Origin of the sequence: Limosilactobacillus difficilis (genome assembly GCF_947387495.1) — a bacterium.
In the GTDB taxonomy this organism is placed as follows: domain Bacteria; phylum Bacillota; class Bacilli; order Lactobacillales; family Lactobacillaceae; genus Limosilactobacillus; species Limosilactobacillus difficilis.
Genome location: NZ_CANDNU010000027.1, coordinates 1 through 25,927, shown reverse-complemented (window position 1 = coordinate 25,927; position 25,927 = coordinate 1). Strand labels below are relative to the sequence as shown.

The 25,927-nt window shown below is 51.7% G+C and carries 21 protein-coding genes and 1 pseudogene; 10 read left to right on the top strand and 12 right to left on the bottom strand.

The genetic code is table 11. From position 1 onward, the window contains the following. Positions 1-99 precede the first annotated feature (99 nt). Entirely contained in the window at positions 100-966 is an 867-nt protein-coding gene (locus QOR82_RS06155; RefSeq protein ID WP_283583901.1) for an alpha/beta hydrolase family protein, read from the top strand. 109 nt (positions 967-1,075) lie between these two features. Here the strand turns inward: QOR82_RS06155 and QOR82_RS06150 are convergent, their stop codons facing one another. Both QOR82_RS06150 and QOR82_RS06145 read right to left on the bottom strand, forming a co-directional pair. Continuing rightward, complete coding sequence (locus tag QOR82_RS06150; protein WP_283583900.1) at positions 1,076-1,396, bottom strand: carboxymuconolactone decarboxylase family protein; 321 nt, start codon at positions 1,394-1,396, stop codon at positions 1,076-1,078. A gap of 32 nt (positions 1,397-1,428) precedes the next feature. After that, positions 1,429-1,845, bottom strand: coding sequence for a cupin domain-containing protein (locus tag QOR82_RS06145; protein ID WP_283583899.1), 417 nt, complete (start codon positions 1,843-1,845; stop codon positions 1,429-1,431). Positions 1,846-2,051: 206 nt separating this feature from the next. Here QOR82_RS06145 and QOR82_RS06140 point away from each other — a divergent pair, with 206 nt between their 5' ends. Next, the gene (locus QOR82_RS06140) at positions 2,052-2,732 is read left to right on the top strand and encodes a serine dehydratase beta chain (RefSeq protein WP_283583898.1); all 681 of its coding nucleotides are present in this window, start codon (positions 2,052-2,054) and stop codon (positions 2,730-2,732) included. 2 nt (positions 2,733-2,734) lie between these two features. Beyond that, entirely contained in the window at positions 2,735-3,613 is an 879-nt protein-coding gene (gene sdaAA / locus QOR82_RS06135) for an L-serine ammonia-lyase, iron-sulfur-dependent, subunit alpha (RefSeq protein WP_283583902.1), read from the top strand. Between the two features lie 40 nt (positions 3,614-3,653). Here sdaAA and QOR82_RS06130 read toward each other — a convergent pair whose 3' ends face one another. The 5 genes from QOR82_RS06130 to QOR82_RS06110 form a co-directional block, all read right to left on the bottom strand. Beyond that, positions 3,654-4,418 (bottom strand): ABC transporter ATP-binding protein, encoded by a 765-nt coding sequence (locus tag QOR82_RS06130; RefSeq protein WP_283583897.1) that lies wholly within the window; start codon positions 4,416-4,418, stop codon positions 3,654-3,656. Further along, positions 4,411-5,304 (bottom strand): ABC transporter permease, encoded by an 894-nt coding sequence (locus QOR82_RS06125; RefSeq protein ID WP_283583896.1) that lies wholly within the window; start codon positions 5,302-5,304, stop codon positions 4,411-4,413. Before QOR82_RS06125 ends, QOR82_RS06130 begins: the two co-directional genes overlap by 8 nt. Then, on the bottom strand, positions 5,304-6,296 hold the full coding sequence (gene trpX, locus QOR82_RS06120) for a tryptophan ABC transporter substrate-binding protein (protein WP_283583895.1): 993 nt from the start codon (positions 6,294-6,296) through the stop codon (positions 5,304-5,306). Before trpX ends, QOR82_RS06125 begins: the two co-directional genes overlap by 1 nt. A gap of 319 nt (positions 6,297-6,615) precedes the next feature. Then, positions 6,616-7,143, bottom strand: a complete 528-nt coding sequence (locus QOR82_RS06115) for a flavodoxin family protein (RefSeq protein WP_283583894.1) — start codon at positions 7,141-7,143, stop codon at positions 6,616-6,618. A 192-nt stretch (positions 7,144-7,335) separates the two neighbouring features. Then, positions 7,336-9,651: a glycoside hydrolase family 31 protein gene (locus tag QOR82_RS06110; RefSeq protein ID WP_283583893.1), complete on the bottom strand. Its 2,316-nt coding sequence runs from the start codon at positions 9,649-9,651 to the stop codon at positions 7,336-7,338. Positions 9,652-9,807: 156 nt separating this feature from the next. On the opposite strand from QOR82_RS06110, the gene QOR82_RS06105 reads away from it, so the two are divergent. Further along, the gene (locus QOR82_RS06105) at positions 9,808-10,800 is read left to right on the top strand and encodes a LacI family DNA-binding transcriptional regulator (RefSeq protein WP_283583892.1); all 993 of its coding nucleotides are present in this window, start codon (positions 9,808-9,810) and stop codon (positions 10,798-10,800) included. 92 nt (positions 10,801-10,892) lie between these two features. On the opposite strand, the gene QOR82_RS06100 is transcribed toward QOR82_RS06105, so the two are convergent. Beyond that, positions 10,893-12,281 carry an SLC45 family MFS transporter gene (locus tag QOR82_RS06100; RefSeq protein WP_283583891.1) on the bottom strand — a complete coding sequence of 463 codons (1,389 nt, stop codon included), beginning with the start codon at positions 12,279-12,281 and terminating at the stop codon, positions 10,893-10,895. Positions 12,282-12,532: 251 nt separating this feature from the next. On the opposite strand from QOR82_RS06100, the gene bsh reads away from it, so the two are divergent. Continuing rightward, positions 12,533-13,510 carry a choloylglycine hydrolase gene (gene bsh / locus QOR82_RS06095; protein ID WP_283583890.1) on the top strand — a complete coding sequence of 326 codons (978 nt, stop codon included), beginning with the start codon at positions 12,533-12,535 and terminating at the stop codon, positions 13,508-13,510. Between the two features lie 80 nt (positions 13,511-13,590). Here bsh and QOR82_RS06090 read toward each other — a convergent pair whose 3' ends face one another. From QOR82_RS06090 to QOR82_RS06080, 3 genes are read right to left on the bottom strand one after another with little or no spacing between them, the layout of a single operon-like run. After that, the gene (locus QOR82_RS06090; RefSeq protein ID WP_283583889.1) at positions 13,591-14,376 is read right to left on the bottom strand and encodes a putative ABC transporter permease; all 786 of its coding nucleotides are present in this window, start codon (positions 14,374-14,376) and stop codon (positions 13,591-13,593) included. Then, positions 14,373-15,248 carry a homoserine kinase gene (gene thrB / locus QOR82_RS06085; RefSeq protein WP_283583888.1) on the bottom strand — a complete coding sequence of 292 codons (876 nt, stop codon included), beginning with the start codon at positions 15,246-15,248 and terminating at the stop codon, positions 14,373-14,375. Before thrB ends, QOR82_RS06090 begins: the two co-directional genes overlap by 4 nt. Before the next feature lie 13 nt (positions 15,249-15,261). Next, positions 15,262-16,551 (bottom strand): homoserine dehydrogenase, encoded by a 1,290-nt coding sequence (locus tag QOR82_RS06080; RefSeq protein WP_283583887.1) that lies wholly within the window; start codon positions 16,549-16,551, stop codon positions 15,262-15,264. Positions 16,552-16,659: 108 nt separating this feature from the next. Here QOR82_RS06080 and thrC point away from each other — a divergent pair, with 108 nt between their 5' ends. Next, entirely contained in the window at positions 16,660-18,153 is a 1,494-nt protein-coding gene (gene thrC, locus QOR82_RS06075; protein ID WP_283583886.1) for a threonine synthase, read from the top strand. Between the two features lie 150 nt (positions 18,154-18,303). Continuing rightward, positions 18,304-20,613, top strand: a complete 2,310-nt coding sequence (locus tag QOR82_RS06070) for a glycoside hydrolase family 31 protein (protein ID WP_283583885.1) — start codon at positions 18,304-18,306, stop codon at positions 20,611-20,613. Between the two features lie 221 nt (positions 20,614-20,834). Here the strand turns inward: QOR82_RS06070 and QOR82_RS06065 are convergent, their stop codons facing one another. Beyond that, on the bottom strand, positions 20,835-21,608 hold the full coding sequence (locus tag QOR82_RS06065; protein WP_283583884.1) for a helix-turn-helix transcriptional regulator: 774 nt from the start codon (positions 21,606-21,608) through the stop codon (positions 20,835-20,837). A 147-nt stretch (positions 21,609-21,755) separates the two neighbouring features. Here QOR82_RS06065 and QOR82_RS06060 point away from each other — a divergent pair, with 147 nt between their 5' ends. From QOR82_RS06060 to QOR82_RS06050, 3 genes and pseudogenes are all read left to right on the top strand, one after another. Next, the gene (locus QOR82_RS06060) at positions 21,756-23,819 is read left to right on the top strand and encodes a glycoside hydrolase family 31 protein (RefSeq protein WP_283583883.1); all 2,064 of its coding nucleotides are present in this window, start codon (positions 21,756-21,758) and stop codon (positions 23,817-23,819) included. 110 nt (positions 23,820-23,929) lie between these two features. Further along, positions 23,930-25,474 carry an ABC-F family ATP-binding cassette domain-containing protein gene (locus QOR82_RS06055; RefSeq protein WP_283583882.1) on the top strand — a complete coding sequence of 515 codons (1,545 nt, stop codon included), beginning with the start codon at positions 23,930-23,932 and terminating at the stop codon, positions 25,472-25,474. Between the two features lie 113 nt (positions 25,475-25,587). Beyond that, positions 25,588-25,845, top strand: a pseudogene (locus QOR82_RS06050) (hypothetical protein); the annotation flags it as partial. Positions 25,846-25,927 lie beyond the last annotated feature (82 nt).

Sequence of the window (25,927 nt, the reverse complement as noted above, 5' to 3'; positions counted from 1 at the left end):
TAGAAAAATATTAAACTATCAAACACCGTTTGAGATATTTTTTGAAGAACCGTTGCACTTAGTTTGACAATTCGTCATAATCGTTGGAGGATTAGGGCGATGAGCAATTTTGTTAACGATCAATTGAGTGATCAGGAACGAGTTCAGTTAGCCAAACTCGAGTATCAACAATTCTTCAGTCAGCAATCGATTGTACTCCCGAATGGGCGATTTTTAGGGAAAGTTTGGCAACTAGCCCCGGCCGGTTTACGGGCGTGTGCCATCGTTGATTCCTTAGCTGATCCGCGGGAAGTAACGGTACTATACCGTGGCTCGACGATGATGCCGGTGGATCCAGATGTCTGGACCCATGAATGGCTGGATACTAACTTGCCGATCGGGCGGGCGCTTATGAGTCATCAACACTATGTTCCTGCCCAATTGCGCCGGGCTGGCCGTTGGTTGATGAAACTATTGGCCGCGGCACCACGAGCCCAATTTTACCTCTACGGTCACTCACTGGGCTCAATGAATGCCCAGTATGCGGCAATTGCCTGCCGACATCCTGGGCGGATCGGCAATGCATGGTTGTATGAGGGCTCGAATGTCTACCAGCTTCTCAATGATGAAGAACGTAGCTGGGCGGTGCAGCTGAAAGGCCAGCTTCATCAATATATTGATCCACTCGATTCGCTGGCTATCGGCTATACTGATTTTCAGCACGTAATCGGTCAGTTGCACTACGTGGACTCAGTTTTCAAGCCGCGGATTCTTCAACATATGTGGGGTGGATATCGTTATGATGATCAAGGACGTTTGCGACTGCTCATGCCGGATGACCCCTTGGTTCAAGCTAGTCAAGCATTGACGAAGGGAATCCTCAGCGACCGGCGGGAATGGCTGCCGACTGATGATAGTCAGGTGATTATCAGCTTGCGCCAACTGATGGCCAAAGCCGCGGCATGGCGGAAGTCATTGGAGAATTAATAACTACCGGTGCGACGTTAACTTTTTAACCGCTCACCCCGAATGCCAAAAAAAGCCAGTTGCTCTCCTTTGAGCGGCTGGCTTTTAGCGTTATTTACTTTACTTTGCCCTAGTCGTCCCAAACTTTCTTGGCGACGTTGAAGGCGGACCAGGCGTTTGGCCAGCCAACGTAAAAGGCTAGTTGGGTGATCATTTCAGCAATTTCCTGCTTGGTGATACCATTCTTCTTGGCCGTTTGCATGTGGTACGGGAGCTGTTCAAAGGCACCCTTGGTGATTAGGGCAGTCACCGTTAAGAAACTCCGGTCGCGAGGGCTCAGTTCCTTTTCCCGGGACCAAACCTGGCCGAAAAGAACGTCATCATTTAATTCAGCAAATTTTGGTGCGAAGTCGCCTAATTGGTCGCGACCTGCCGTTTGTTTTTTGGCCATCTTCATTCCTCCTCAATGCATTGTGATGTTAATTACTTATCGAGCTGGTCGTAGTAAGCGTCATCGACCTTTTCACACCATTCACTAGTGCCCTTAGTGATGGCAATGTGTGAGAACCAAGAATCCTTGGTAGCGCCGTGCCAATGCTTAACTCCTTCGTGGATAGCTACTACGTCCCCGGGGTGCAGTTTGCGCGCCGGCTTGCCTTCTTCTTGGTACCAACCTTCGCCGGCAGTTACCAGGAGAATTTGGTAACCGTTGTGGTGGATGTGCCAGTCATTGCGGCAACCCGGTTCAAAGTTAACGTTCGAAACGTTAATGTCGATGTTGTCGTCAGGGCTGACCAGACCATTGAGGTAGCTAGTGCCGATAAAGTACTTGGCAAAGGCGACGTTCTTGTCACCAAAGCCGAACATGTCATTTTTAACTTCTGATTCATTCTTAGCCATGATTAAGACCATCCTTTCTATCTCTCGTTTCAACACTGTTTATTTTAAGGAATGAGCCTACCGATGTAAAATACTTATTTTCTTTTTAGACCTATGCAATAAGTGAATAAAAGCTTTCCTAAATCAATCCGGAAAGCACTTTCACATTCGTTTGATAACCGATATAATTATCGGTGTAAACCGGTTGGATGGAGGAAATTGTGATTATGACAGACAGATATAAGAGTGTCTTTGACATTATCGGACCAATCATGGTGGGACCTTCCAGCTCCCATACTGCCGGGACGTTGCAGATTGGACGGATGGCCCGGATTATCTTCGGGGGCGATCCGGCTGAACTGGTGGTGCACTACTATGATTCTTTTGCCCATACGCACTTGGGCCACGGAACCGACTATGCTATTGTTGCCGGGGTTTTGGGGATGGAGCCCGATGATCGCCGGGTACCGATGGCCGTTCGGATGGCACGCAACATGGGAATTAAGATCCGCTTCATTGAAGAAAAGCAACATAGTCCCGTCGGCCATCCCAACACGGCCTGGCTGGAGTTGACCAACCGGGATCATACACTCAAAATGGGACTGATCGGTTGTTCTATCGGCGGGGGGATGATTGAAGTGCGTCGTATTCGCTACAATGACGTGACTTTCAACACGCCGGGACCACTCCCGATTATTTTGTTCCGGGATGTTCAGCAGAGTGCCGAGATCCATATGAAATTACTGAAGATGGTGATGGCGGTCGGACCAATGCTGAACCAGCAGAGCACCAATGGCAAGCGGGCCGCCATCTATTCATTTACAATGAAGAACCCAGTCAAGCCGGCTCAGCTGAAGAAGCTCCAGGAGGCTTTTCCTAAGCTAGCCCTGTTACAAGTGGAGGAATGATGATGTATAAGTCAGTAGAAGACTTGATTGATACGGCCACTGCCCGGCGCAAACCGGTATCTGACCTGATGATTGAACAAGAAATGCAAACGACAGGTTTGAGTCGTGACAAAATTTGGCAGAAAATGGAGCGTAACCTTGAGGTGATGAAAAAAGCCGTCGCCAAGGGCAGTCAAGGCGATGGGGTCCACTCGAAGACGGGGTTGACCGGGGGCGATGCCGCCAAAATTCGTGAGTACCGGCAAACCCATCATTCCCTGAGTGGTGACACGATTATGAAGGCCGTTCAAGGAGCGATCGCAACCAACGAAGTCAACGCCGCAATGGGGATTGTCTGCGCGACGCCGACGGCCGGTTCGTCTGGCACCCTTCCTGGGATCCTCTTCATACTTAAAGATCGGATCGAGCTGTCCCACGAACAGGAAGTTCGCTTCCTCTTCACAGCCGGAGCGTTTGGCCTCGTAATTGCTAACAATGCCTGCATCGCCGGCGCAAGCGGTGGTTGTCAGGCCGAAGTTGGCAGTGCTTCGGCAATCGGGGCGGCCGCGGCAGTTGAAGTTGCCGGTGGTACCCCAGAAGAGTCCGCCAACGCGCTCGCGATTGCGATGGCCAATCTTGAGGGTTTGGTCTGTGACCCGGTTGCTGGCCTGGTCGAGGTGCCGTGTGTTAAGCGGAACGCCATCGGGGCAACGAACGCCCTCGTTGCGGCTGATATGGCGCTGGCCGGCTGCACAAGCCGGATTCCGGTCGACGAAGTGATCTCAGCGATGAACGAGGTGGGTCGATCGATGCCGACGGCTCTCCGGGAGACGGGGCAAGGTGGTTTGGCCGGTACGAAGACCGGGCAGCTATTGCGTCATAAGTTATTGCATGAGATGTAGTAAAAAACCGTTGCTCGCTTGGGCAACGGTTTTTCTCATCTTAGTCTTCGAAGTATTCATATAATTTATCGACGTCGAGCTGCTTTTTTTCTTCACCTTTAAAATCAGCGGCAATCTGGCCGTCCTTCAGCACAATCAGTCGGTTGCCATAAGTGAGGGCGTCTTCAAGATGGTGAGTGATCATTAGGGCCGTCAAGTGGTCTTGGTGGATACGCTCATTCGTAGCATGGAGAAGCGAGCGGCTGGTGTGGGGGTCGAGGGCGGCAGTATGTTCGTCTAATAGGAGCAGGTCGGGGCGCTTCAGGGTGGCCATCAGAAAGCTGAGTGCTTGGCGTTGCCCACCGGAGAGGTCACCGGTGGCGGTGGTCATTCGGTTCTCCAAACCGTTGTGCATCGATGCGGCCAGTTTGGTGAAGCGGGTCATGTTCTGCTTCAATTTTCGCGGGACCAAGTAGCGGTGCTCACCCCGTTTCGTCGCCAGCAGCATGTTTTCGGCGACGTTCATTCGCGGGGCCGTTCCCACCTTAGGGTCTTGGAAAACCCGGGCCAGAAAATTGGTACGCTGTTCGACGCTCATCGTAGTGATGTCGGCACCATTGTGGTAGATTTGGCCCTCATCGGCGGGCAGGTTACCGCTGATGACGTTGAAGAGGGTGGATTTCCCAGCCCCGTTGGTCCCGACGATGGTGATGAAGTCGCCGTCGTTAATGGTTAAATTGATGCCCTTTAGGATGGTGGTTTCGTTGGACGCACCTTTGTTCACGATGGTTTTGACATTTTCAAGCTTCAGCATTGGTTCAGTCATGAGTCTTAACTCCCTTCAGGAACGGTTCTTTGATATGTAAGATATTGTTCAATTGCGGCAGCATCATGCAGATGGCGAGGACAATTGATGAAATCAGGTTGAGGTCGTTGGTGCTGAAACCGAGTTGGAGAACGGCTAATAGGATCAGGCGGTAAATAATACTGCCAAGGGTGACGGCGATCAGCCGCTGGTTGAGGGTCAGTTCCCCAAAGGCCACCTCACCGATAATAATTGAGGCGAGGGCGATCACGATGGTCCCGATCCCCATGTTAACGTCGGCGTAACCGTTGCTTTGGGCGATCAACGCCCCACAGAGACCGACGATCCCGTTGGAAACCGCGAGACCGACGATGATCATTCCATCAGTGTGGATTCCGAGTGAGCGGGCCATCATGGGGTTGTCACCAGTCGCAATGAAGGCTTGGCCGTAATCGGTCTGCAAAAAGAAGACGATCAGGGCAGTGACAATAATGATGACGATCAGGCCGAGACTGACCGTGTCGAAGTATTGTGGCAACCCGCTAAAGCCGGAGAGAAGGGTCGCGTGACCGAGCAGGGAGACGTTAGACTTGCCCATAATCCGTAAATTGACGGAGTAGGCGGCAGTCATCGTCAAAATTCCGGCCAACAGACTGTCAATTTTGGCTTTGGTGTAGAGGAGGCCGGTGATCAGACCAGCCAGCATCCCAGCCAAGAAGGCGTAGCAGGCGGCTGCGATCGGTGACGCCCCGTGAACAATCGCGGTAACGGCCGTAGCAGCGCCCAGTGGGAAGGTCCCTTCGACTGTCATGTCGGCGATATTCAAGATCCGGAAAGTTAAGTAGAGGCCGAGCCCCAGGAGAGCCCACAAAAGCCCTTGGCCAATTGCTGATGTAATAAGATTCATTATTTGAATACCTCCCCGTTTTTTTCTGCTTCGTGTTTGAAATGAGCTGGGATGTGCAAGCCGAGTTTCTTGGTCTGCTTTTCGTTTAAAATCGGTTCCCCGCGACGGATAAATTTGATCGGCGTTGTACTTGGCTTCTTACCCTTCAGGACTTGGCCCGTGACCTTGCCGCCTTCAACTCCTAACTGGTACTGGTTGATCCCGTAGGTGGCTACCCCACCTTGTTTGACCATCGTGTCAGCAGCCGGGAAGACCGGTTTGTTAGCGGCGTTAGCGTTTTTGACCAGGGTCTGCATAGCGCCGGCAATGGTGTTGTCAGTCGGGACGATGACGGCATCATTATCGGCCAGAGCTTGCTGGGAAACCTGGTTGAGGTCGTTACTGTTGGCGATTGAGTAGGATTTCAATGTGACGCCTTCACGCTTGGCTTCCTTGACGAACAGCCGGTGCTCGGTCGATGCGGAGTTATCGCTTGAGGTGTAGATGATCCCGAAACTCTTGGCGTGGGGCATGAATTCGCGATACAGTTTGAACTGCTGTTTAATCGGCGCTTGGTCGGAAACCCCGGTGATGTTGCCGCCCGGATGCTGGTTGTCCTTGACCAGGCCGGCCCCTTTCGGGTTGGTAACGGCCCCGATGATGATCGGTGTCTTCTTGGTCGAGTTGGCTACCGCCTGGGACGCCGGAGTGGTGATTGTGTAGATGACGTTGTTGTTCTCGTTGACCAGCTTGTTGGCCATTGTCCGCAGGTTGCTTTGATCTCCCTGGGCGTTTTGGTAGTCGATTTTGAGATTCTTGCCGCGGTGGTAGCCTTCCTCAGCCATCCCGTGCAAAAAGCCCTTATAAATTTGGTCCAGTGCCGGGTGGTGCATCAGTTGCAGAACCCCGACGTGAGGTTCGCGCTGAGCGGCCGTTCGCCCGCCGCCTTCCCGGAAGAAAGCCACCCCCAGGAAGGCTAGCAGGATCACGATTAGCGTGTACATTCGTTTCATAAAACTTGTCCTCCTCAATAATAAAGAAATAAGTGCAAAGAAAAACGGCAGCTCCACATGGGGGCTGCCGTTAGAAGGCAAAAAGAAAGCCCGCATGTGGGATCCATGCAGGCAAATTAAAAGATCAGCCGGCACAGATACGATCTGCCATCCCAGGTCGTATCCATGACGGATCAACCTGAGCTACCGGCTTTGCCAACGATTGTTGTCTTTGCTGTTGGTATAACTCATGTTCTGATCTCCTTTCGTTTCTTGATGCACTCAGTATAAGCGACTTTGCTGCAGCCGTCAATACTAAATTAAAATTAGGTGAGAAAATTTACTTTGCTGCAACGGCTTCCTTTGTAAAACTCTTACCCAGCTGAAAGGCTAAATCAGGGTAAAAGCGGAGGTGGTTAACGGAAGTGTGGGCGGCAAGGATTTGACCAGCGTAAGTCCAGCCCATGTGATCGACGATCGCTTTGAATTCGGACTTGAGCGGATCAAAGTTCTCACTCTGGGAACTGGCGAGCAGGATTGCCTGTTTATCGCCGTGCAAATCCTGGTCGCGTTCCAGCATGTGGTCGATGACTGACTTCAGCTGTGCAGACATACCGAAGTAGCGCATCGGCGTGGCAAAGGCCAGCACGTCGGCATTGACCATCATTGCGAGCAATTTTTGAATGCGGTCGTTACCGGGAATAAGATGGTTGTCTTTATCGACTTGTAGTGGCGGCAACGGCTTTTGCCCCGCGTCAAAGACTGTCACATCATTGCCAGCTTCTTTAGCACCGTCAACTAACTTGTTTGCAAGCAGGGTTGAGGTGCCCGGGTGGTGAGCGCTACCTGTAATGACTAAAAACTTCATTTTAGTACCTCCCTACGACTTTTACAAGCACTACATCTTAATCTTAGCACTCTTATTAGACAGATGTAGCTATAATGACCTATAAATATTTTTTACGTCGTTTGGGATGACGAAAAGGAGGAACAAAATAAGCCCCTTTGCCAGCACCGGCAGTGCTTTTCAAGGGACTTGTTGCAAATGTTTTATTAATAATTATTTAGTCAAGTGGTAGGCATCCTTGCCCGCATCATAGTGGAATTCGCAGCGGCGACCATCCATCATGACGACAATCGTTTCGTAGACTGGCTGGTAACCGTGCTTGCTGAGCTGAACACTGACCTGGTGCTGGTCGTCGACGGTAATGTCATAGAGGTTGTATTCACCATGTTGGTAATTGAAGTCCTGCCCATCATCTTGGTAGTGCTGGTAGTGGCCTTCATCGCCATAGAGAACGAAGCTCATCTTCTTGTCAGGTTCGTCACTGACGTGCATGACTTTATTGCCCCACGGCAGGATTGTATTCTTCTTGACAAACATTGGCAGGCGGTCTAGTGGTGCGTTGACGACGATTGATTGCTGGCCATCGTATTCGGCGTGGCTCCAGAAGTCGACCCACTGGCCAGCTGGCAGGTAGACGAGCCGTTCGGTTGCGCCCTCTGTAACGATTGGAGCAACCAGGATGTCATTGCCGATCATGTATTCGTCGTTGAGCTGACGACATTTACGATCGTTTTCGTAGTTGAGAACCAGTGGCCGCATTACTGGTAGACCGGTGGATTCTTCGTGCTTGAATTGGTCGTAGAGGTAAGGAATGAAGCGGTAGCGCAGGTTCAGGTACTTACGGTAGATGTCGAGGGTTCGCTTGTCAAAGGCCCATGGTTCCTGGTAGCGGGAGCCGAGGATCGAGTGGTTCCGGTACAGTGGTACCAGCAGGGCAGCTTCGATCCAACGAGTCAGCAATTCTGGGGTGGTGTCTTCCTGGAAACCGCCGATATCGGTACCCGCAAAGGAGAAGCCGGACATTCCCAGGCTGGCCAATTGCGGAATTGACAGCTGCAGGTGGGACCAAACAGCAGTGTTATCACCAGTCCAGACAGTCGAGTACTTTTGCGTACCGGAGAAAGCGGCCCGGGTGATGATGTAAGGCCGTTTACCCGTTTCCTTCTTCATCCCCTCATAAGCTGCCTGGGCCTGCAGGTGGCCAAAGACGTTGTGCATTTCCGCATGGGTGGATTTTTCTTGGCCGTTGGAGAAGCTTAGATCACTTGGCAGTTCACCGTTAAAGTTGGCCGGTTCATCCATGTCGTTCCAAACCCCGCAGGCGCCCATGTCGGCAAAGAACTTCATGTGCTTAGCCCACCAAGCGCGGACGTCTGGATTGCCGAAGTCAGGGAAGACGGAATCGCCAGGCCAGACGTTGCCGACATAGACGGAACCGTCTGGATTCTTGACGAAGTAGCCGTTCTTGATGCCTTCCTGGTAGATGTTGTATTTGTCATCTTTCTTGACCCCGGCATCGAGGATCGGCATCAGGCGGATGCCCCGCTTACGCATCTTAGCGACAAAGGCCTTCGGGTCATTATATTTCTTCTGGTCCCAGGTGAAGTCACGGTAGCCGTCCATGTAGTCAATGTCGAGGTGGATGACGTCGATCGGTAGGTTGTACTTGGCAAAACCGTCAGCAATCGATTCAACCCGCTGGTCACTCGTACTGTAGCCCCACCGGGATTGTTGGTAACCGAGGGTCCACTTTTGCGGTAGCGGGGTTTTACCGGTTAGGTAGGTGTAGTTCTTAACAACATCCTTTAGGCTGTCGCCACCCATAATGTAGTAGTTGACATTGCCCCCGACAGCGTAGAAGTAATAATAGTTGGTTGATTCCTTACCCAGGTCGAAGTGACTCTTGTAAGTGTTGTCGAAGAAGATCCCGTAAGGGTGCCCGTTCTTCAGGCCGTAAACAACGGGAATTGATTTATAGAGGTGGGTCTGGGTTTCGTTGTGGAGGACCGGAACATCAGAGTTCCAGTTGTCATATTCATAGCCCCGTTTGTTGAGAAAGCCTGGCTTGTCGCCGAGACCGTAGAACAATTCGTCGTCAGCTAAGGATTTAACAATTTCAAACTTCGTGTTGTCCGGGTTGGCTTTAGCAGCGACGTTATGGCCTTCTGACATTACAGTCTTCCGGTGTTCATCATCCATATCGGTGGGCAGTGGTTGACGCTGTCCCCGGTAATCCACGACTAGTGGATTGCCATCGGCATCAAACACGTCGAGCTTGGCGTCGTCATAGACCTTGGCTACCAATTTAGTAGTTGTGATCTCGACATGGTCGCCCTTGTTAGTCACGGCAAGCTGAGTTTGTTTTTCCTTGTCGCCATCGATGGCGTAGGAATGCCGGCTGCAGTGATGATCTTGGAAAACCTGGATGATTTCATCTGTTAAAACGTGCAGTTGCAGTGCCTTACCGCTGTCAAAATTGATGGTGACCGTTTGGCCGTCTTGTTGGAAGTCTTTAATTGCTTTGCTCATTATCAGGAGCGTCCTTTCTAAATTTTTTGTATTCGCTTACAACCAGAATGGTAACATACAACGTAAACGTTTACAATAGCATTTCTGCAAAGAATAAAACGTTTACGCAATGTGCTATAATAAATAAAATCTACTGAAAACGAAGGACAAACAATAATGAAAGCAACAATTAAGGACATTGCTAAGATGACGGGGCTTTCGACGGCGACGGTTTCACGGGTCTTGGCAAATAAAGAAGGAACCTTTAAACAGTCGACGGCCCAGCGGGTGCGTGATGCCGCCAACAAATTAGGCTATCAACGGAACGTTGCCGCTGCGGAACTAGCTGCAAACGCCGTTTCGACGATTGCTGTGATCATCAATAATACCGAAACGAACTTCTGGCTGCGGGTCTTGGACGGCATTCAGGACGAGGCCAACCGTCAGCATCGTCAAGTGATGATCTTTTACGCCGGCAATAATAACGAACAGATGCTAGATCAGGCAATTAATGCCGCGGTTGAACGGAAAACGGCCGCCATTCTGCTGGTTGCCACGAAGGTCAACGACCGGCAGCTGGCAACGATCGAGAACACGCGGGTTCCATATCGTTTCATTTCGATTTATGAAAACCGGGAAAGCGCCCGGCCCTTTATCTCTTCGGACAACGTAAAAATCGGCCAGCTGGCGACCCAGTACTGCTTGGACCGGGGTCATCGTCAAATCGGGATGGTCGGGATCGACAAGTCATCAACTGGGCGGGAGCGGTTGCTCGGTTATCAGGAGATGATGACCAAGGCGCGTCTGTCGATTGCTCCTGGCTGGGTGCAGTACGGAGATTACAGCTTGCAGAACGGGAAGGATATCTTTGCCCGGATTGCCGATCTGGGACTGACGGCGGTGATTGCCAGTAGTGATATGGTCGGTGCTGGTTTGATTATTAGTGCCAAACAGGCCGGCGTGAAAGTCCCTGATGAGCTGTCAATCATTTCCATCGATGGCACTATGATTTGTGATGTCACCACGCCGCAGCTGACCAGCGTCACCCAAGATTTCTACCGCATGGGAATGCAGAGTGTCAAAGATCTTTTGGATAATACGAAGAACAGTGATCATCAATTTGTGCCGGTGCAGATCACGGAACGAGCGAGTGTGCAAAAGTTGAATTAGGAGTGGCCATAGATGAAATAACACAAAAATACCGTCTTTCAGCTGTTTTGCCAGCGAAAAGACGGTTTTGTTAGTTATTCATTGAATTTTGTTTAGGCCGCAGTTTTGACGGCTTCAGCCTTGCTAGCCTGCACACCTTCGCGGATACGCCATACGAGAATGGCAGCGATCAGCATTGAGATTCCGGCGATTAAGAGCATTACTGGCTGGTTCTTGCCTGTCATCGGGAAAATGATGAAACTCAGCAGTGATGCGATGATTTGTGGCAAGCAGATCCCGATGTTGAAGAGGCCGATGTAGGCACCTTCATTTTCACCATTCAGTGATGAAGTTAGCATCGTGAATGGCAGGGTGTGGATCGTGAAGTAGGAGCAGCCGAAGAGAATGAAGGCAATAACGGTCAAAGCCTTGCTCTGGGCCATCGAAACGGTGATCAAACCGATTCCACCGAGCAGCAGGCCAACGGAATACCAACGCTTCCGGGAAGTTGCCTTAGCGTGGGAGTACAAGAAGCCCCACAGAATTCCGGCAATGCTCAAGATGGCAGTCAAAACACCATACCAATTACCGGCAGCTTGGAAGCCGGCACTGGTCGGGTTGGCAGTGTGCCAAACGTTCTTGGCCAGAGCCCCAGTTGAGTAAGTCCAAACGTACATGATAGCAACCCAGGAGAAGAATTGAACCAGGCAGAGGTCCCAGAAAGCCCGGGGTGCTGTCTTCAACAGGTGCAGGAGACTGACTGACTTCTTGTTGGCTTGGGGATCGATACCGTGATACTTAGCATAGGTCTGTGGATCGTACTCTTTAACGTTGAAGACAGTCCACATACTGGTGATGAAGAGGACGGCGGCAGCGATGATGTAGGCCCAGATAACGGTACTTGGGACAACACCTCGCTTAGCGGTGTTGTGCATCCCAAAAGCAGCGAAGAGGAACGGCATCAGTGAAGCCAGAATCCTTCCAGCGTTGAAGAAGATTTGCTGGAGCGACCAGGCAAAGTTTTTTTGCTTGTTGTTAACCATGGCGCCGAGGATCATTCGGAATGGTTGCATACATACGTTGTTGAACAGGTCCATAAAGCAGACGGCAAAGGCCGCAAAGACCATGGCCGCGAGTGAACCGTAGCCGAAGCCCAGCGAACCGGAGAATGGCAGCATTAGCAGGGCCAGAGCAGCGATCGGGGCTCCGAAGAGCAGGTACGGCATCCGCCGCCCGAAGCGGTTCCAGGTCCGGTCAGAATATTTTCCGATCAAAGGCTGGACGATCATTCCCATTAGTGGCGGGAAGATAAAGAAGAAACCTAAAGTGTTCGGGTTAGCACCGATTGATTGGAAGATCCGACTCATCTGTGAACTTTGCAGTGAGAATCCCATATTGATTCCCAAGAAACCAAAGGTGATGGCGAAGATCACCCGTTTAGGCAGGTCTGGCAGCTTATCGTCAAGCGCGACCCGTTTTTTCTTGTTATCGTTCTTGTCCAATTTACTTACTCCCTTACATTAAACGTTTGCATTTTGCTGCAAAAAATAATAGCTATCAGTTAATCGCGATTAATTAATCTTGATAAATTAGGAATAATCCTAGTCAAAGCGTTTTCGTAAACGCTTACAATGACTATGTTTTAATCTAAGCACGTCGCGTTCAAAAGTCAAGCGCTTTCATAAATTCAATTTTTTGGAATTCACCGGAAGCTGGTAAAATAAGGGGTAATCTCTGAGGGGGGATAAATAAAATGTGTACATCAATTCTTTATACTGCTGGTGATAGCTATTTTGGCCGCAATTTGGATTTGGAAGTTTCTCCGGGCCAGGAAGTGGTCATCACGCCACGCGATTTTCCGTTTCCGTTCCGCCAATTGCCGAATCTTGATCATCACTACGCGTTGACAGGGATGGCACTAGTGAAGGACGGTTACCCATTGTATTTTGATGGGGCCAACGAAAAGGGCCTGGGAATGGCCGGCCTGAACTTTGATGGCCCATCCCATTATTTCCCGGTAGCGGCCGGCAAGAAGAACGTGGCACCATTTGAATTTATTCCGTACATTCTCGGTCAATGTCAGACGGTGGCCGAGGCTAAAACGATGATGAAGGATCTTAATCTCGTCAATATTAATTTTTCAAAGCAGCTCCCGCTTTCACCGCTGCACTGGCTAATTGCTGATAAGACCGGGGCTGCGATCGTGGTGGAATCCACCGTGACGGGGTTGCACGTTTATGATGATCCAGTCAAAGTCTTGACCAATAACCCGGATTTTCCGGCTCAGTTTGCGAAGTTAGCCGATTATGCAGCTGTGCAACCAGGAGTGGCAACCAATACCCTGGTTCCTGGAATTGAACTCCATTCATACAGCCGGGGACAAGGGACGGCAGCACTGCCAGGTGGCTTTGATTCCTCCAGTCGCTTTGTGCGAGTTGCCTTTACCTTGGCTCACGCGCCGGCAGGTAAGGACGACTTGACTAATGTCACCAACTATTTTCACTGTCTGCACTCTGTAGAACAGCCCAAAGGAACTGATCAGGTTGCGACCGATGCTTATGAATATACGATCTATTCCGATGGTATCAATTTGACCACTGGTACTCTCTACTACACGACCTATGATAATAACCAAATCAATGCTGTGACGATGTCAGATGATGATCGGCAGGGCAAAGAATTGCTGGTATTTCCACTACTTGGCAAGCAGACAATTAATACCCAGCATTAATTGATGGCAGAAGAAAAGACGGTGACTGCTCGGAGTTGAGCGGTTACCGTCTTTTTTGTTAATGTTTCACGTGAAACACTTTAATGGGCTCCATTCTTGCGAGCGGCTTTCAAATCAGCTACGGCATGGCTTAATTGCTTGCGCAGCTGCTTGAGATGCGGTGCTTCACGGATATTTAATTGCGGGTAGTTATGCAGGAAACGGCGTTCGTTCCAGTTCGGATGAACCAGTTGGAGGAGCCGCTGACGTCGTTTGGCTTGATTCAGCCGCTGGTTGGCAAGGTCATCCAGCAATTCGATGTGGAGGCGCTCGTTTTCAGCAGCAATCCGTTGTTCCCAAACGGCCGCGTGCTGGCGGAATTGTTGCGTGTTGAGAACGGTGACAATTGTGTCGACACTCATCACGAAAGCAATGACCAAGGTTGCGTACTTGTCCGTATGGGCTTCAATCCAGTTCACCAGGTTCATCATCGGCGGCTGCACAAACTTGACCAGGATCACCACCGCAATTCCCCAGAAGAGGGAGATTGCCGGGGCCACCCGTCCGTCAAGGTTGCCCCAGAGTTGGGAGTAGTCCCAGAGCTTCAGGTGGAAAGCACGCTCCAAAATGATGGAAGCGAAAAACTCGAAGATCGTCGCGACAATTAAGCCGATGATGAAGAGTCCGATGATGGTGCGGCTGAATTGGTCGGTGGCCAGCAGGATCGTCACCACCGCAAAACCGTAAACCGGACAGTAGGGGCCAGCTAAAAACCCCCGGTACTGGAACTTACGGGCCCTGATCGAACAATAGATGGTCTCCCAAAGCCAGCCGACCACGGAATAGGCGAAGAAGAGGAGCACCACGTCAGTCATGGTATAGGTCATACTTGAACGCCTTCTTCCACTCGGAGACCGTCATTATCAATTGCCAGGTCCCACAGGTCGGCGTCCAGACCGGCAGCCCGCAGTGCTTGCCGGAAGTCTGCCAATTTGTCTTTCGGCAGGAGAGTCATCACCGTCGGTCCAGCACCGCTGAGATAGGTTGCCAGACTGCCGTGCTGGTGGCCGAGCTGCCGAATTTGTTGCAGTTCTGGAACCAGCGGTGACCGGTATTGTTCGTGAAATTCGTCTGCTTCGAGTAGTGGTCCGACCAGGTCATACCGGCGGGCAAAGAGGGCGGCCACCAGGGTGTTGGCGATTGCGCTACCGTGGGTAGCCTGCTGGTAAGGTAATTCCTTGGGCAGAGCGGCCCGGGCGTCAGCGGTCCGCAAATCGTAGTGGGGGATATAAGCTGCCAGGGCGTAGTCAAACTGTGGCGCTTTTACCGCCGCAAAATGGCCGTTGAGATTGGTACCGATGACGATCCCGCCGAGGATGGCCGGGGCCGCGTTGTCGGGATGACCTTCGCGCTGGCTAGCGAGCTCGATTTTATCGTCAGTACTCAAATGAAGATTACCCAGCTGGTTGGCCAGTTCCACCCCGGCGACAATGGCTGTGGCACTACTACCGAGGCCGTGGGCGAGGGGAACGGTTGACTGAAGTGTCAAGTGATGGGGCGGCAAGTCTTTAGCAATTTCCAGGGCGGTCTTGACAATCAAATTTGATTGGTCGTGGGGCAGCGCCCCCAGTTGGTGGTCGACTTGCCAATTCGGACTTGCCGGGCCGACTGTTACAGTGAGGTAGCGGTTGACGGCCATCCCGATTGAATCAAAACCGGGACCTAAGTTGGCGCTGGACGCGGGAACAATAATACGCATCGCAAAGACCTCCTTAGTTTGGCAGCACTTTGTAAGCCGCTAGCAATGAAATCGAATTGTTGCTGTTCTGGTCCAGAGCAGCCTTGAGCTGGGCGAGTTGGCGCTGGTTCATCTTGTGAGTGACGACGGCGAGCCGGGCCTGCTTAGCCGTTGCTGAAGTTTGCACGATCTGGAGGAAACCAGCTCCGATGTCGGCAAAAACCTTGGCCAGGCGCATCATTTCACCAGGAACGTCGCGCATAGTGAGGGACAAGTAGTAGCGGTAAGCAACGTCCTCAGGAGCAGCGGATTTGAATTCTTGTTGGTAGTTGTTGAAGAGGTGGCCAGTGGTATGCAAGACCAGGTTCTTGGTCACGGAAATGATGTCGCTGAGGACGCTGTTGGCGGTTGGCAGGCCACCAGCTCCCGGCCCGTAGAAGAGGACGTCACCGACGGCCTGACCGGTCACCATCACGGCATTGCGTTCGTTGTTGACGGTGGCTAGGGGAGTACCATTAGGAACCAATACCGGGGCAACGTCCGCAAAGACCTTGTCGCCCACCAGTCGGGAGATGCCAACCAGTTTGATGGTGTAGCCAAAGGCGGCGGCTTGCTGGATGTCTTCCCGGCTGATGTTTTGAATCCCCTCGATGTGGAGGTCGTCGATCGTCAGCCGCGTCCCAAACGAGAACTGGCTGAGGATGATCATTTTGTAGGCCGCGTCAAAGCCCGCCACATCGTTGGTCGGATCCGTCTCGGCAAAACCGAGATCCTGGGCCTTTTTGAGAGCGGCGGCGTAGGAGACCCCGTCCTGACTCATCTTGGTTAGGATATAGTTAGTAGTACCGTTGACAATTCCCTTGACCTCAACGATTTTGTCGGCTGGGAAGCTGTTCGCAATTGTCCGTAGGATCGGAATTCCTCCGGCGACGCTCGCCTCGTACATCAGGTCGCAGCCGTGGCGACTGGCCAACTGACTGAGGGCGGGACCGTTGGTGGCGATGAGGTCCTTGTTGGCGGTGACCACGTGTTTACCCTTTTTCAGGAGGGCGCTGATTCGCTCATTGGTTGGGTGGATGCCGCCCATGACCTCGACGACGATGGGAATGTCCGGATCGTTGAGCAATTCGTCAAAATTGCTGGTGAGGTAGGTGTCATTGAGCGACACATTGCGGTGTTTGCTGGTGTTGTGGACGACGATCGTTTTAACGTGGAGCCGGCAACCGGTAATATTGGAGATTTTATCCTCGTTGTCCTGGATCATCTTGAGGACTCCAGAACCGACCGTTCCGAGACCCATCATGCCAATTTGGATTTCTTTCATAATCTGGTCCTTTCTTGACAGTAAAATTTTTCTCTCATCATTTTATCATATTTCACAAATCATACGTTATAATTGGAAAGAGAACGACAGACTTCAAGGAGGATTAGCATGCAATATCGTAGTACCCGTGGAGATGAGAAGACAGCAATTAACTCAGCAACGGCGGTAATCCAAGGCTTGGCACCGGACGGCGGCTTATACGTGCCCGTTCATTTTCCTAAAGGTCAATTGGATCTTAAGATGTTGCCGGGAATTGACTTGCCGGCGGCGTCACGTTTTGTCTTGTCAACTTTGATGGATGATTTCCCCCAAGATCAGCTCGCCGCAAGTATTCAAGCGGCTTATGGCAAGCAGTGGGACGATCCTCGCATCACGCCCCTTAGTGAAGCTAAGAGTGGCAACTATTACCTGGAGTTATTCCACGGCCCGACTTTGGCCTTTAAGGACGTCGCTTTGCAGTTGCTGCCACATCTGATGGTGCATGCCCAGCAACTGACTGGCAACCACCGGGACATCGTAATTCTGACGGCCACTTCGGGTGACACCGGGACCGCCTCGATGGATGGCTTCAGCAATGTCGCTGGGACCCAGGTGGCGGTCTTTTATCCTCATAAGGGTGTTAGCCCGATCCAGCTTCACCAAATGCTGGCAGAACCCGGCGACAACCTAGCGGCTTATGGGGTGGAAGGTAATTTTGACGACGCCCAGACCAACGTCAAGAAGATCTTCAATGACCAGCAGATGAAACAGCGCCTGGCAGAACACGGCCTCCAATTCTCATCGGCTAATTCGATGAACATCGGTCGGCTAATCCCGCAGATGGCTTATTACCTCTATGCTTACGGGCAATTGGTCCAGCGCGGGGCAATTCAGTTGGGCGATCCGGTGAACTTCGCGGTGCCGACGGGCAACTTTGGTGACATCCTGGCGGCCTACTACTGTCAGCAACTGGGTCTGCCGATCAACAAGCTGATCTGCGCTTCCAACGAAAATAACGTGCTGACTGATTTCTTCCACAGTGGCAACTACGATAAACGGCGGACCTTTACTGTGACGAATGCTCCATCGATGGACATCTTGGTTTCTTCCAACCTTGAACGGCTGCTTTTTGATGCCGCTGGCGAGGATGTCGCGATGGTAAAGAAATTGATGCAGCAACTGAATAGCGTCGGTCACTACCAAATCAATGCCAAAATGAAAGACTACCTGGACCAGCGCTTCGTCGCTGATTACGCCGATGAACAGCAAGTGCGCGACGAGATTACCCGCCTGTATCAGGAAGCTAGGTATGCAATTGACCCGCACACGGCGGTTGCCTCTGCTGTGACCCATCGCTACCAGATTAACAGCCATGACCAGACGCCAACTGTCATCGTGGCGACAGCCAGTCCTTATAAGTTTGCCGAGACGGTGTACCACTCTGTGACCCTTCGTAATGACCTCGGCGAGCCTGGTTTGCCGGCGATCAAACAGCTCCACCAAGCGCTGGGTGGTGAATTACCTAAGGCTGTGCAGGCTCTCTTTGAGCGGGCGGACCGGCCAGAACAAGTGGTGGAACCAGCGGAGATGGAAGCGGCGATTGCTCGTCAATTACAAATTTAATTAAAAAGAAGTGGACCGCTGCGCGCAGTAAGCGTAGCGGTCTTTTTGCGTCTAAATCCCGGTAAATTTGTCTTGTAAACGGTTGCATTAAATGTTAAGGTGTTAGTGTATTAAAGCAACCAACTTGTGTTGAAAGGACTGAATGAGCTTATGGCAGAATTACCAGCAACAAGTACAAAGGGACAAACAGTAACGATTAACTACGAACGGCCAGTCAAATTGACGGTGCTGACCCCCACCATTATTCGCTTTTTTGAGGATCACGGCGAACCCGGCGAATCTTACGCGATTGAAGGGGACAAGCAGCAAGAGACCAGTTTCACCTTTGAAAATTGCGGTGACCACTTTGAATTAAAGACGAATAAGGTGACCGTCAAGCTGGATGCAGACCGCCACATCGAATTCGACGACGCCAAGGGCAATGTACTGGCCACCAGCTACCATGGCGAACGGAAGCTGTTGGACTTCGGGATGGACGAGGCCCACAAGACGCTGGCTTCCTGGGAAGGTCATGCCGCCGACGGCAACACGGTTGGCAGCGACAATCGCTACTACGAACTGCGTTTTGCCCTCGCCCATGACGAACACTTTTACGGTCTCGGTGACAAGACTGGTTACATGGACAAGCGCGGTTACGAATACGATAACTGGAACACCGACAACCCGAACCCGCACCTGGAAACGACGACGCGGTTGTACAAGTCCATTCCGATCCTTTATGGGATGCGCAACGGCCACCCTTACGGACTTTTCTTTGACAATCCGTACCGCAGCCACTTGGACCTCGGCCGGGAAAACCGCAATTACTATTTCTACGCTGCCGTTGATGGCAACATCGACCTCTACTTGATCGGCGGTGACAGCTTGAAGGACGTCGTCACTAACTACACTTACTTGACCGGGCGCACTCCGCTGCCACAGCGCTGGATGCTTGGCTACCAGCAATCACGGTGGGGTTACAGCCGCAGTGCTGAAGAAGTGGAAGGAATCGTCGACGGCTTTAAGAAACACAACCTGCCATTGGATGCCATTCACTTCGATATCGACTACATGGAAGGCTACCGGGTCTTCACTTTTGATAAGAAGAAGTTCCATGGTGATCCGCAGAAGTTCATCGCGGACTTGAAGAAGCGCGGCGTCCGCGTTGTCTGCATTATCGACCCGGGTGTCAAGAAGGATCCGGCCTACAAGGTTTACCAGGAAGGAATCAAGAAGGGGTACTTCGTCAAGAACCCGGACGGCTCCGTTTACGAAAACAAGGTTTGGCCTGGCACGTCGGTCTTCCCAGACTTTGGTCGCAAGGAAGTCCGCGAATGGTGGGCAAAGAATGATCACTTCCTGACTAAGCTGGGAGTCAGTGGCATCTGGAACGATATGAACGAACCGGCCAGCTTCGAAGGCGAGATTCCGGACAACATTGTCTTTACTGACGGTGATCATGCCTCAACCCATAAGAAGATGCACAACGTCTACGGACACAACATGGCCAAGGCAACCTACCAGGGGATTAAGGAAAGCACGGGGAAGCGGCCGTACGTCATCACTCGGGCGGCTTACGCCGGAACGCAAAAGTATTCCACCGTTTGGACCGGGGACAACCAGAGTCTGTGGCCACACTTACAGTTGTCCATTCCACAGCTGTGCAACCTTGAAATGAGTGGCTTTGACTTCTCCGGGGTGGACCTCGGTGGTTTCGGTGCCGATTCTCACCCGCAATTGATGACCCGGTGGATCGAGGCAGGGATCTTCAGTCCGTTATTGCGGAACCACTCTTCGATGGGGACGCGTTACCAGGAACCATGGGCCTTTGGTGAACCAACCCTGTTGATCTACCGCAAGTATTTGAACCTGCGGTACCACTTCATTCCGTATCTCTACGACCTCTTTGCCCAGGAAAGCCAAAACGGCCTGCCGATTATGCGCTCGCTGCTCTTGAATAATGAAGATGATCCAAACACCTACGACATCAACGACGAATACATGGTTGGGGACAAGGTATTGGTTGCCCCGATCGTTCGTCAGGATGAGTACAAGCGGCTGGTTTACCTGCCAGCTGGTCAGTGGATCGACTTCTGGAACGGCCGCGAGTATGACGGCAAGCAGACTATCGTGGCCGATGCTCCGCTTGACAAACTGCCACTTTACATCAAGAAGGGCAGCCTCCTGCCATGGGGACAGCTCGTCAGCCACTTGAGCGACGAACCGGACAAACAGATGACCTTCCAGCTCTATGGTCCGGCCGGGGAATGCGATCACTACCAGGATAACGGTACCGACTTCAAGTACCAGGATGGTGAATACAATCTCTACCACGTTGCCGTCACGGCCGACGATCAGGTCAGTGTCGACTTTAAGCACCAGGGCTATGCACCAATCTACGAACGGATTGTCGTCAAGACCGACAATGCCAAGCACGTTCTGGTTTACGATGCCAACAGTCAAAAGTACGTTGAAGAATAATCGCGATTGATACTAACAAAGGCTCCTGCATGCGAATGCGGGAGCCTTTTGTTGTCTATGATAGGTTCTGACGATGCCGATCGGGCCATTTGAGGCCGTCAGCGATCAGTTGGGACATGATTTTATCGGAAACGGGGATGACCGGGTCGTAGGTCGGGGTCGAGATTCGGTAGCGAGACTTGAGTTTGCGGTACTGGAGAGGACTGACACCGGTCTTTCTCTTAAACAGGCGGGAAAAGTTCTAAGTGAGCCTGACTGGCCACGGCATAGACGGGATCGTTGCCCAGGGCGAGCAGCCGTTCAGCATAGCGGAGGCGCAATTCCAGCAGGAACTGGTACAACGACAAGTGGTAGCGGGCTTTGAATTGTTTGTTCATGTAGGGCACCGAAAAGCCTATCACTCCCGCCAAGTCCTTAATCTGGTCGATCTCCAGAAAATGGATGGTGAGATACTTATAGACACTTTCGGCAATGTTGAAATGTGAATTGTGCTTTTGCTGCAGGGTGACCAGTTCGGCGTAGTCGCCACTGAGCAGCAATAAAAACTGGGCCACAGCGAGGTCGGCAACGTAGCTGTTGGTTTCCCGGCCAGCATTGATGAGATCGGTTGCGGCAGTGAGCAGCTTCGGCGGATTGGCGAGCCGACCATGCTGGGGGATGGTGGCCTCTTGCTGGGCGGGTTTGCGATAATGCTGTGCTAGTTTGGTTTTCCGTCGGGGAAAGAAGTGGAGCCACACGTATTTTGTCCCCCGGGGAATCTTTTTAAAGCCCTGGGCTTGCTGGAAAGGTGGTACCACCAGGAATTCGTGCTTAGAGACGGTAAAGGGGTGGTGATTGATGGACAGGTAGACGACCCCATGCAGGACCAGTAGGATGCCATAGTTGCCAGGCTGGATCAGCTCCTTGCGTTCCCATTCGCGGGTGCCCACGTAGAGACCGGCGACGTAGTAAAAGGGAATTTTGCTGAGATCGAAGCAAAAAAAGTTGTTAGCCATGGCGATTGCCTCCTGAAAATCAAAAAAATTCGTTTTCAACACCATAAGCCATTGTACCGCTATTTTCCGTTAGGACGAAATCATTATAATGAAGACTGTAAGCGTTTAATCAAAAACCAACTAGAATTGCTTGAAAAAGGGCAAAGTATGGAAATTTATCAAGAAAACGGCTGTTTGTACCAGCTCAATAATGGTGAAAAAATTGAAATCCGGCCGTGGGGACAAAACAGTTTCCGCGTTCGGAGCACCAAGTATGGTCAATATACGGGCCGCAAGAACGCTCTGACGATGCCGGTAGCGGATCAGTCAGCCCAGATCAGCGTCGCGGACAACCACCAGGCGGGATCTATCACTAATGGCAACATTACCGCTAAGTTTGACCCTTACGGCAACATTGCCTTCTTTAACCAGGACCAGAAGCTGCTCTTGCAGGGTTGGCAACGGACCCGGGTCACAGCGATGGATCCCGGGACCGACGAATACAAGATGAACCACTTCAACAGTGCCCTGGACCTCGACTGGCACGAAATGAAGGGATTGACTGGTGGTGACTTCCGCCTGCACGTCCGCTTTGAAGCCGATCCAGACGAACGGATTTACGGGATGGGACAGTACCAGCAGAACTTCTTGAACCTAAAGAACGCCAAGCTCGAACTCGCCCTGCGGAATTCGCAGGCTTCCGTTCCTTTCTACATTTCTAGTAAGGGATATGGCTTCCTGTGGAACAACCCAGCTGTCGGCGAGGTTTCTTTTGCTAAAAACCTGACGGACTGGAAGGCCCGGGCAACGAAGGAAATGGATTTCTGGATCACGGCTGGCGATGACCCGCGGCAAATTGAAGAGCAGTATGCTGCCGTGGCCGGGACGGTGCCGATGATGCCGGACTACGCAATGGGCTATTGGCAGTGCAAGCTGCGCTATCAAACCCAGGACGAATTGCTGGCTGCCGCCCGTGAATTCAAAAAGCGGGACCTGCCGATCAGTGTCATCGTGATCGACTTCTTCCACTGGCCAAAATCGGGCGAATGGTGCTTTGACAAGGAATACTGGCCGGACCCGCAAGCGATGATCAAGGAACTGCACGAGATGGGCATCAAGCTGATGGTTTCAGTTTGGCCAACGGTGGACGAAACGAGTTCACACTACCAGGAGATGTGTGACAAGGGCTACCTCGTTCAGGCTGAACGGGGGGTGCCGATCACGATGGATTTTCTGGGCAACAACGGTTTTGCTGACTTTACCAATCCGAAGACCCAGCAGTATGTCTGGAAGTTGTTGAAGAAGAACTACTACGACCAGGGGGTGGACCTCTTCTGGCTGGATGAAGCGGAACCGGAATACTCGATTTATGACTATGACAACTACCGCTACCACGACGGCAGCCTGCTGGAAGTGGGCAATCGCTACCCAGTCGGTTATTCGAAGATGGTCTTTGACGGGATGCGCAAGCAGGATCCGCACCACCAGGTTATCAACCTGGTTCGCAGTGCCTGGGCGGGGAGCCAACGCTACGGCGCCCTCGTCTGGTCCGGTGATATTGATTCTAGTTTCCGGGCTTTGCGGAACCAGTTATGTATCGGCTTAAACATGGGGATCGCCGGGATCCCGTGGTGGACGACTGATATCGGTGGCTTCCTCGGCGGTAAGACCACTGATCCGGCCTTCCACGAACTGGTGACCCGCTGGTTTGAATTTGCGGCCTTCTGTCCGGTAATGCGGATGCACGGTGACCGCGAACCGCACGATCAGCCACTGGGGGCCAAGGGCGGCGGCAAGATGCCGACCGGTGCCCCGACAGAGCCATGGGCTTACGGCGACCGTGTTTACGGGATCATGAAACAGTACATGAACCTGCGTTATCAGATGCACGACTACATTAAGCAATTGATGCAGGCGGCCCATGAGAAGGGGACACCGGTGATTTCGCCGCTCTTCTACCACTACGATCAGGATGCCAAGGCTTGGCAGGTAGAAGATGAATTTATGTTCGGTCCGCGGGTCTTAGTTGCTCCGGTTCTCTACGAAAAGAAGCAGGAGCGGGATGTCTACCTGCCAGCTGGCTACCAGTGGACCAATATTTACACGGATGAAACGCTTGATGGCGGGCAGACTGTTACTGTCAAGACGCCACTGGAACAGATTCCGGTCTTTACCCGGGCAGACCAGCCAGTAGCTGCGCTGTTGGACTTTGGGAAGACGATTCACGATTAGCATGATGTGAGCTAAATGAGCGGGACGCTAGCGCCCCGCTTTTTTCGTTGGGGCGGCAGGCTTGCCCTCATGATTTGTGCTAATATAGGTTCCGCATAGGAGGAACGGACATGAGTTTGCTTGAGGTGGACGGCTTAACGATGAGTTATGCCGACAAAGAATTATATAAAGACGCCAGTTTTGCATTGGAAAAACACGAACATATGGGGGTTGTCGGCCAAAACGGTGCCGGCAAGTCGACCCTGATAAAAATCCTGATCGGTAAGGTTCTGCCAGTCGACGGGACGGTTAAGTGGCAGCCGGGCGTTTCGATTGGCTACCTGGACCAATACGTTGATATTCCCCAGGATGAGACCCTGATCGACTTTCTGCATAGTGCCTACGCCGACCTGTACAAGGCCGAAGCCGAGATGAACAAGATCTACCAGGATCCGGACGCTATGACTAACCAAAAGATGCTCGACAAGGCGGGCCAGCTCCAAGAGAAGCTGGAGACACACGGCTTCTACGATATTGATACTGAGGTGGAGCGGGTAATGAACGGGCTCGGTCTGACCGAACTCGGCAAGGATAAACCAGTGGGCCAGATGAGCGGTGGCCAGCGTTCCAAGGCCATCCTGGCTAAACTTTTGCTTCAGAATCCGGACGTCATTCTCCTGGATGAACCGACCAACTACCTAGATACTGCCCACATCGACTGGCTCATCGATTATCTGCAGAATTACGATGGGGCGGCGATGATCATCTCCCACGATTATGATTTCTTGGAACAAGTGACGGATACGATCGTCGACGTTTCTTTTGGCAAGATTACCAAGTACCGGGGCAGTTTCCAGCACGCGATGCGGCAAAAGGCGGAGCGGCAGGAAGCTCAGGAGAAGGCCTATGAAAAGCAGCAGGAAGTCATTGAAAAGGCCCAGCGCTTTATCCGGAAGAACAAGGCCGGCTCGAAGTCGAACATGGCGAAGTCACGGGAAAAGATGCTGAACCGGATGAAACGGGTGGACCCGCCGTCGGAAAATCTGCGGGCCAGTTTCCACTTCCCGTATGAAGAATCCGGCAGTGCGAACGCGCTGCGGGTGGAGCAGCTGTCCGTCGGCTATAATAAACCCCTGTTAAAACCGGTGACCTTTTCGATGACGATGGGCGAAAAGATGCTGTTCACCGGTTACAACGGGGTCGGGAAGTCAACCCTGATCAAGACCATTCTGGGCAAATTGACTGCTAAGGGTGGGACAGCGACCTTCTCCCCGTCCGCAAAGGTAAACTACTTCGATCAGTTGTTGGAATGGGATCAACCTAATTTGACACCTTTACAGACGATTCAGGACCTTTTCCCAACGATGAAGCCCCAGACGATTCGCAAAAAATTGGCGCGGGCCGGCATCAATGCTGCCAATGCGGCCAAGCCGATGCATGAACTATCCGGTGGGGAACAGACCAAGGTTAAGTTAGCGATCCTGGAATTGACGCCGTGCAATTTTCTGGTGATGGACGAACCGACCAACCACTTGGACGACGAAACCAAAGATGGCCTAAAGAAGGCGTTACAGGAGTTTCCGGGCAACCTGATCCTGGTCAGCCATGAGGCCAGTTTTACAACCGGCTGGCTTGACAAGGTGCTCGATGTCGAGAAGCTCAGCCTGAAGAAGTGACGCATCTGCAGAAATGCGAGAAAACTGTAACAGGGGGATATTATTAAAATGCTTTAGAGCCAAACGTTACTGAAAATGGCACCTCACTATCAGGAGGGCAAAAACAGCGGTTAGCTTTAGCAAGAGCATTACTTTCTAATTCCAAAGTGTTAATTCTAGATGAGTCTACGAGTTCTCTCGATAAAATAACTGAGAAAAGGGTAGTTAACAATTTATTATCCTTAAAAAAGACAAAACTATTATCTTTATTGCTCACCATATGTCTATTGCTAAGAAGACTGATCAAGTGCTATTGCTTCAAACTGGAAGACTTATTGGTACTGGTTCGCATAACGAACTGCTTCAAAACAATGAATATTACAAACTTTTGAATCAAATGGTGGATTATAGAATGAAGTTAGCCACCCAGTTGGTGGTAAATAAAAAACGCCATTCGGCGTGACATCAGGTATC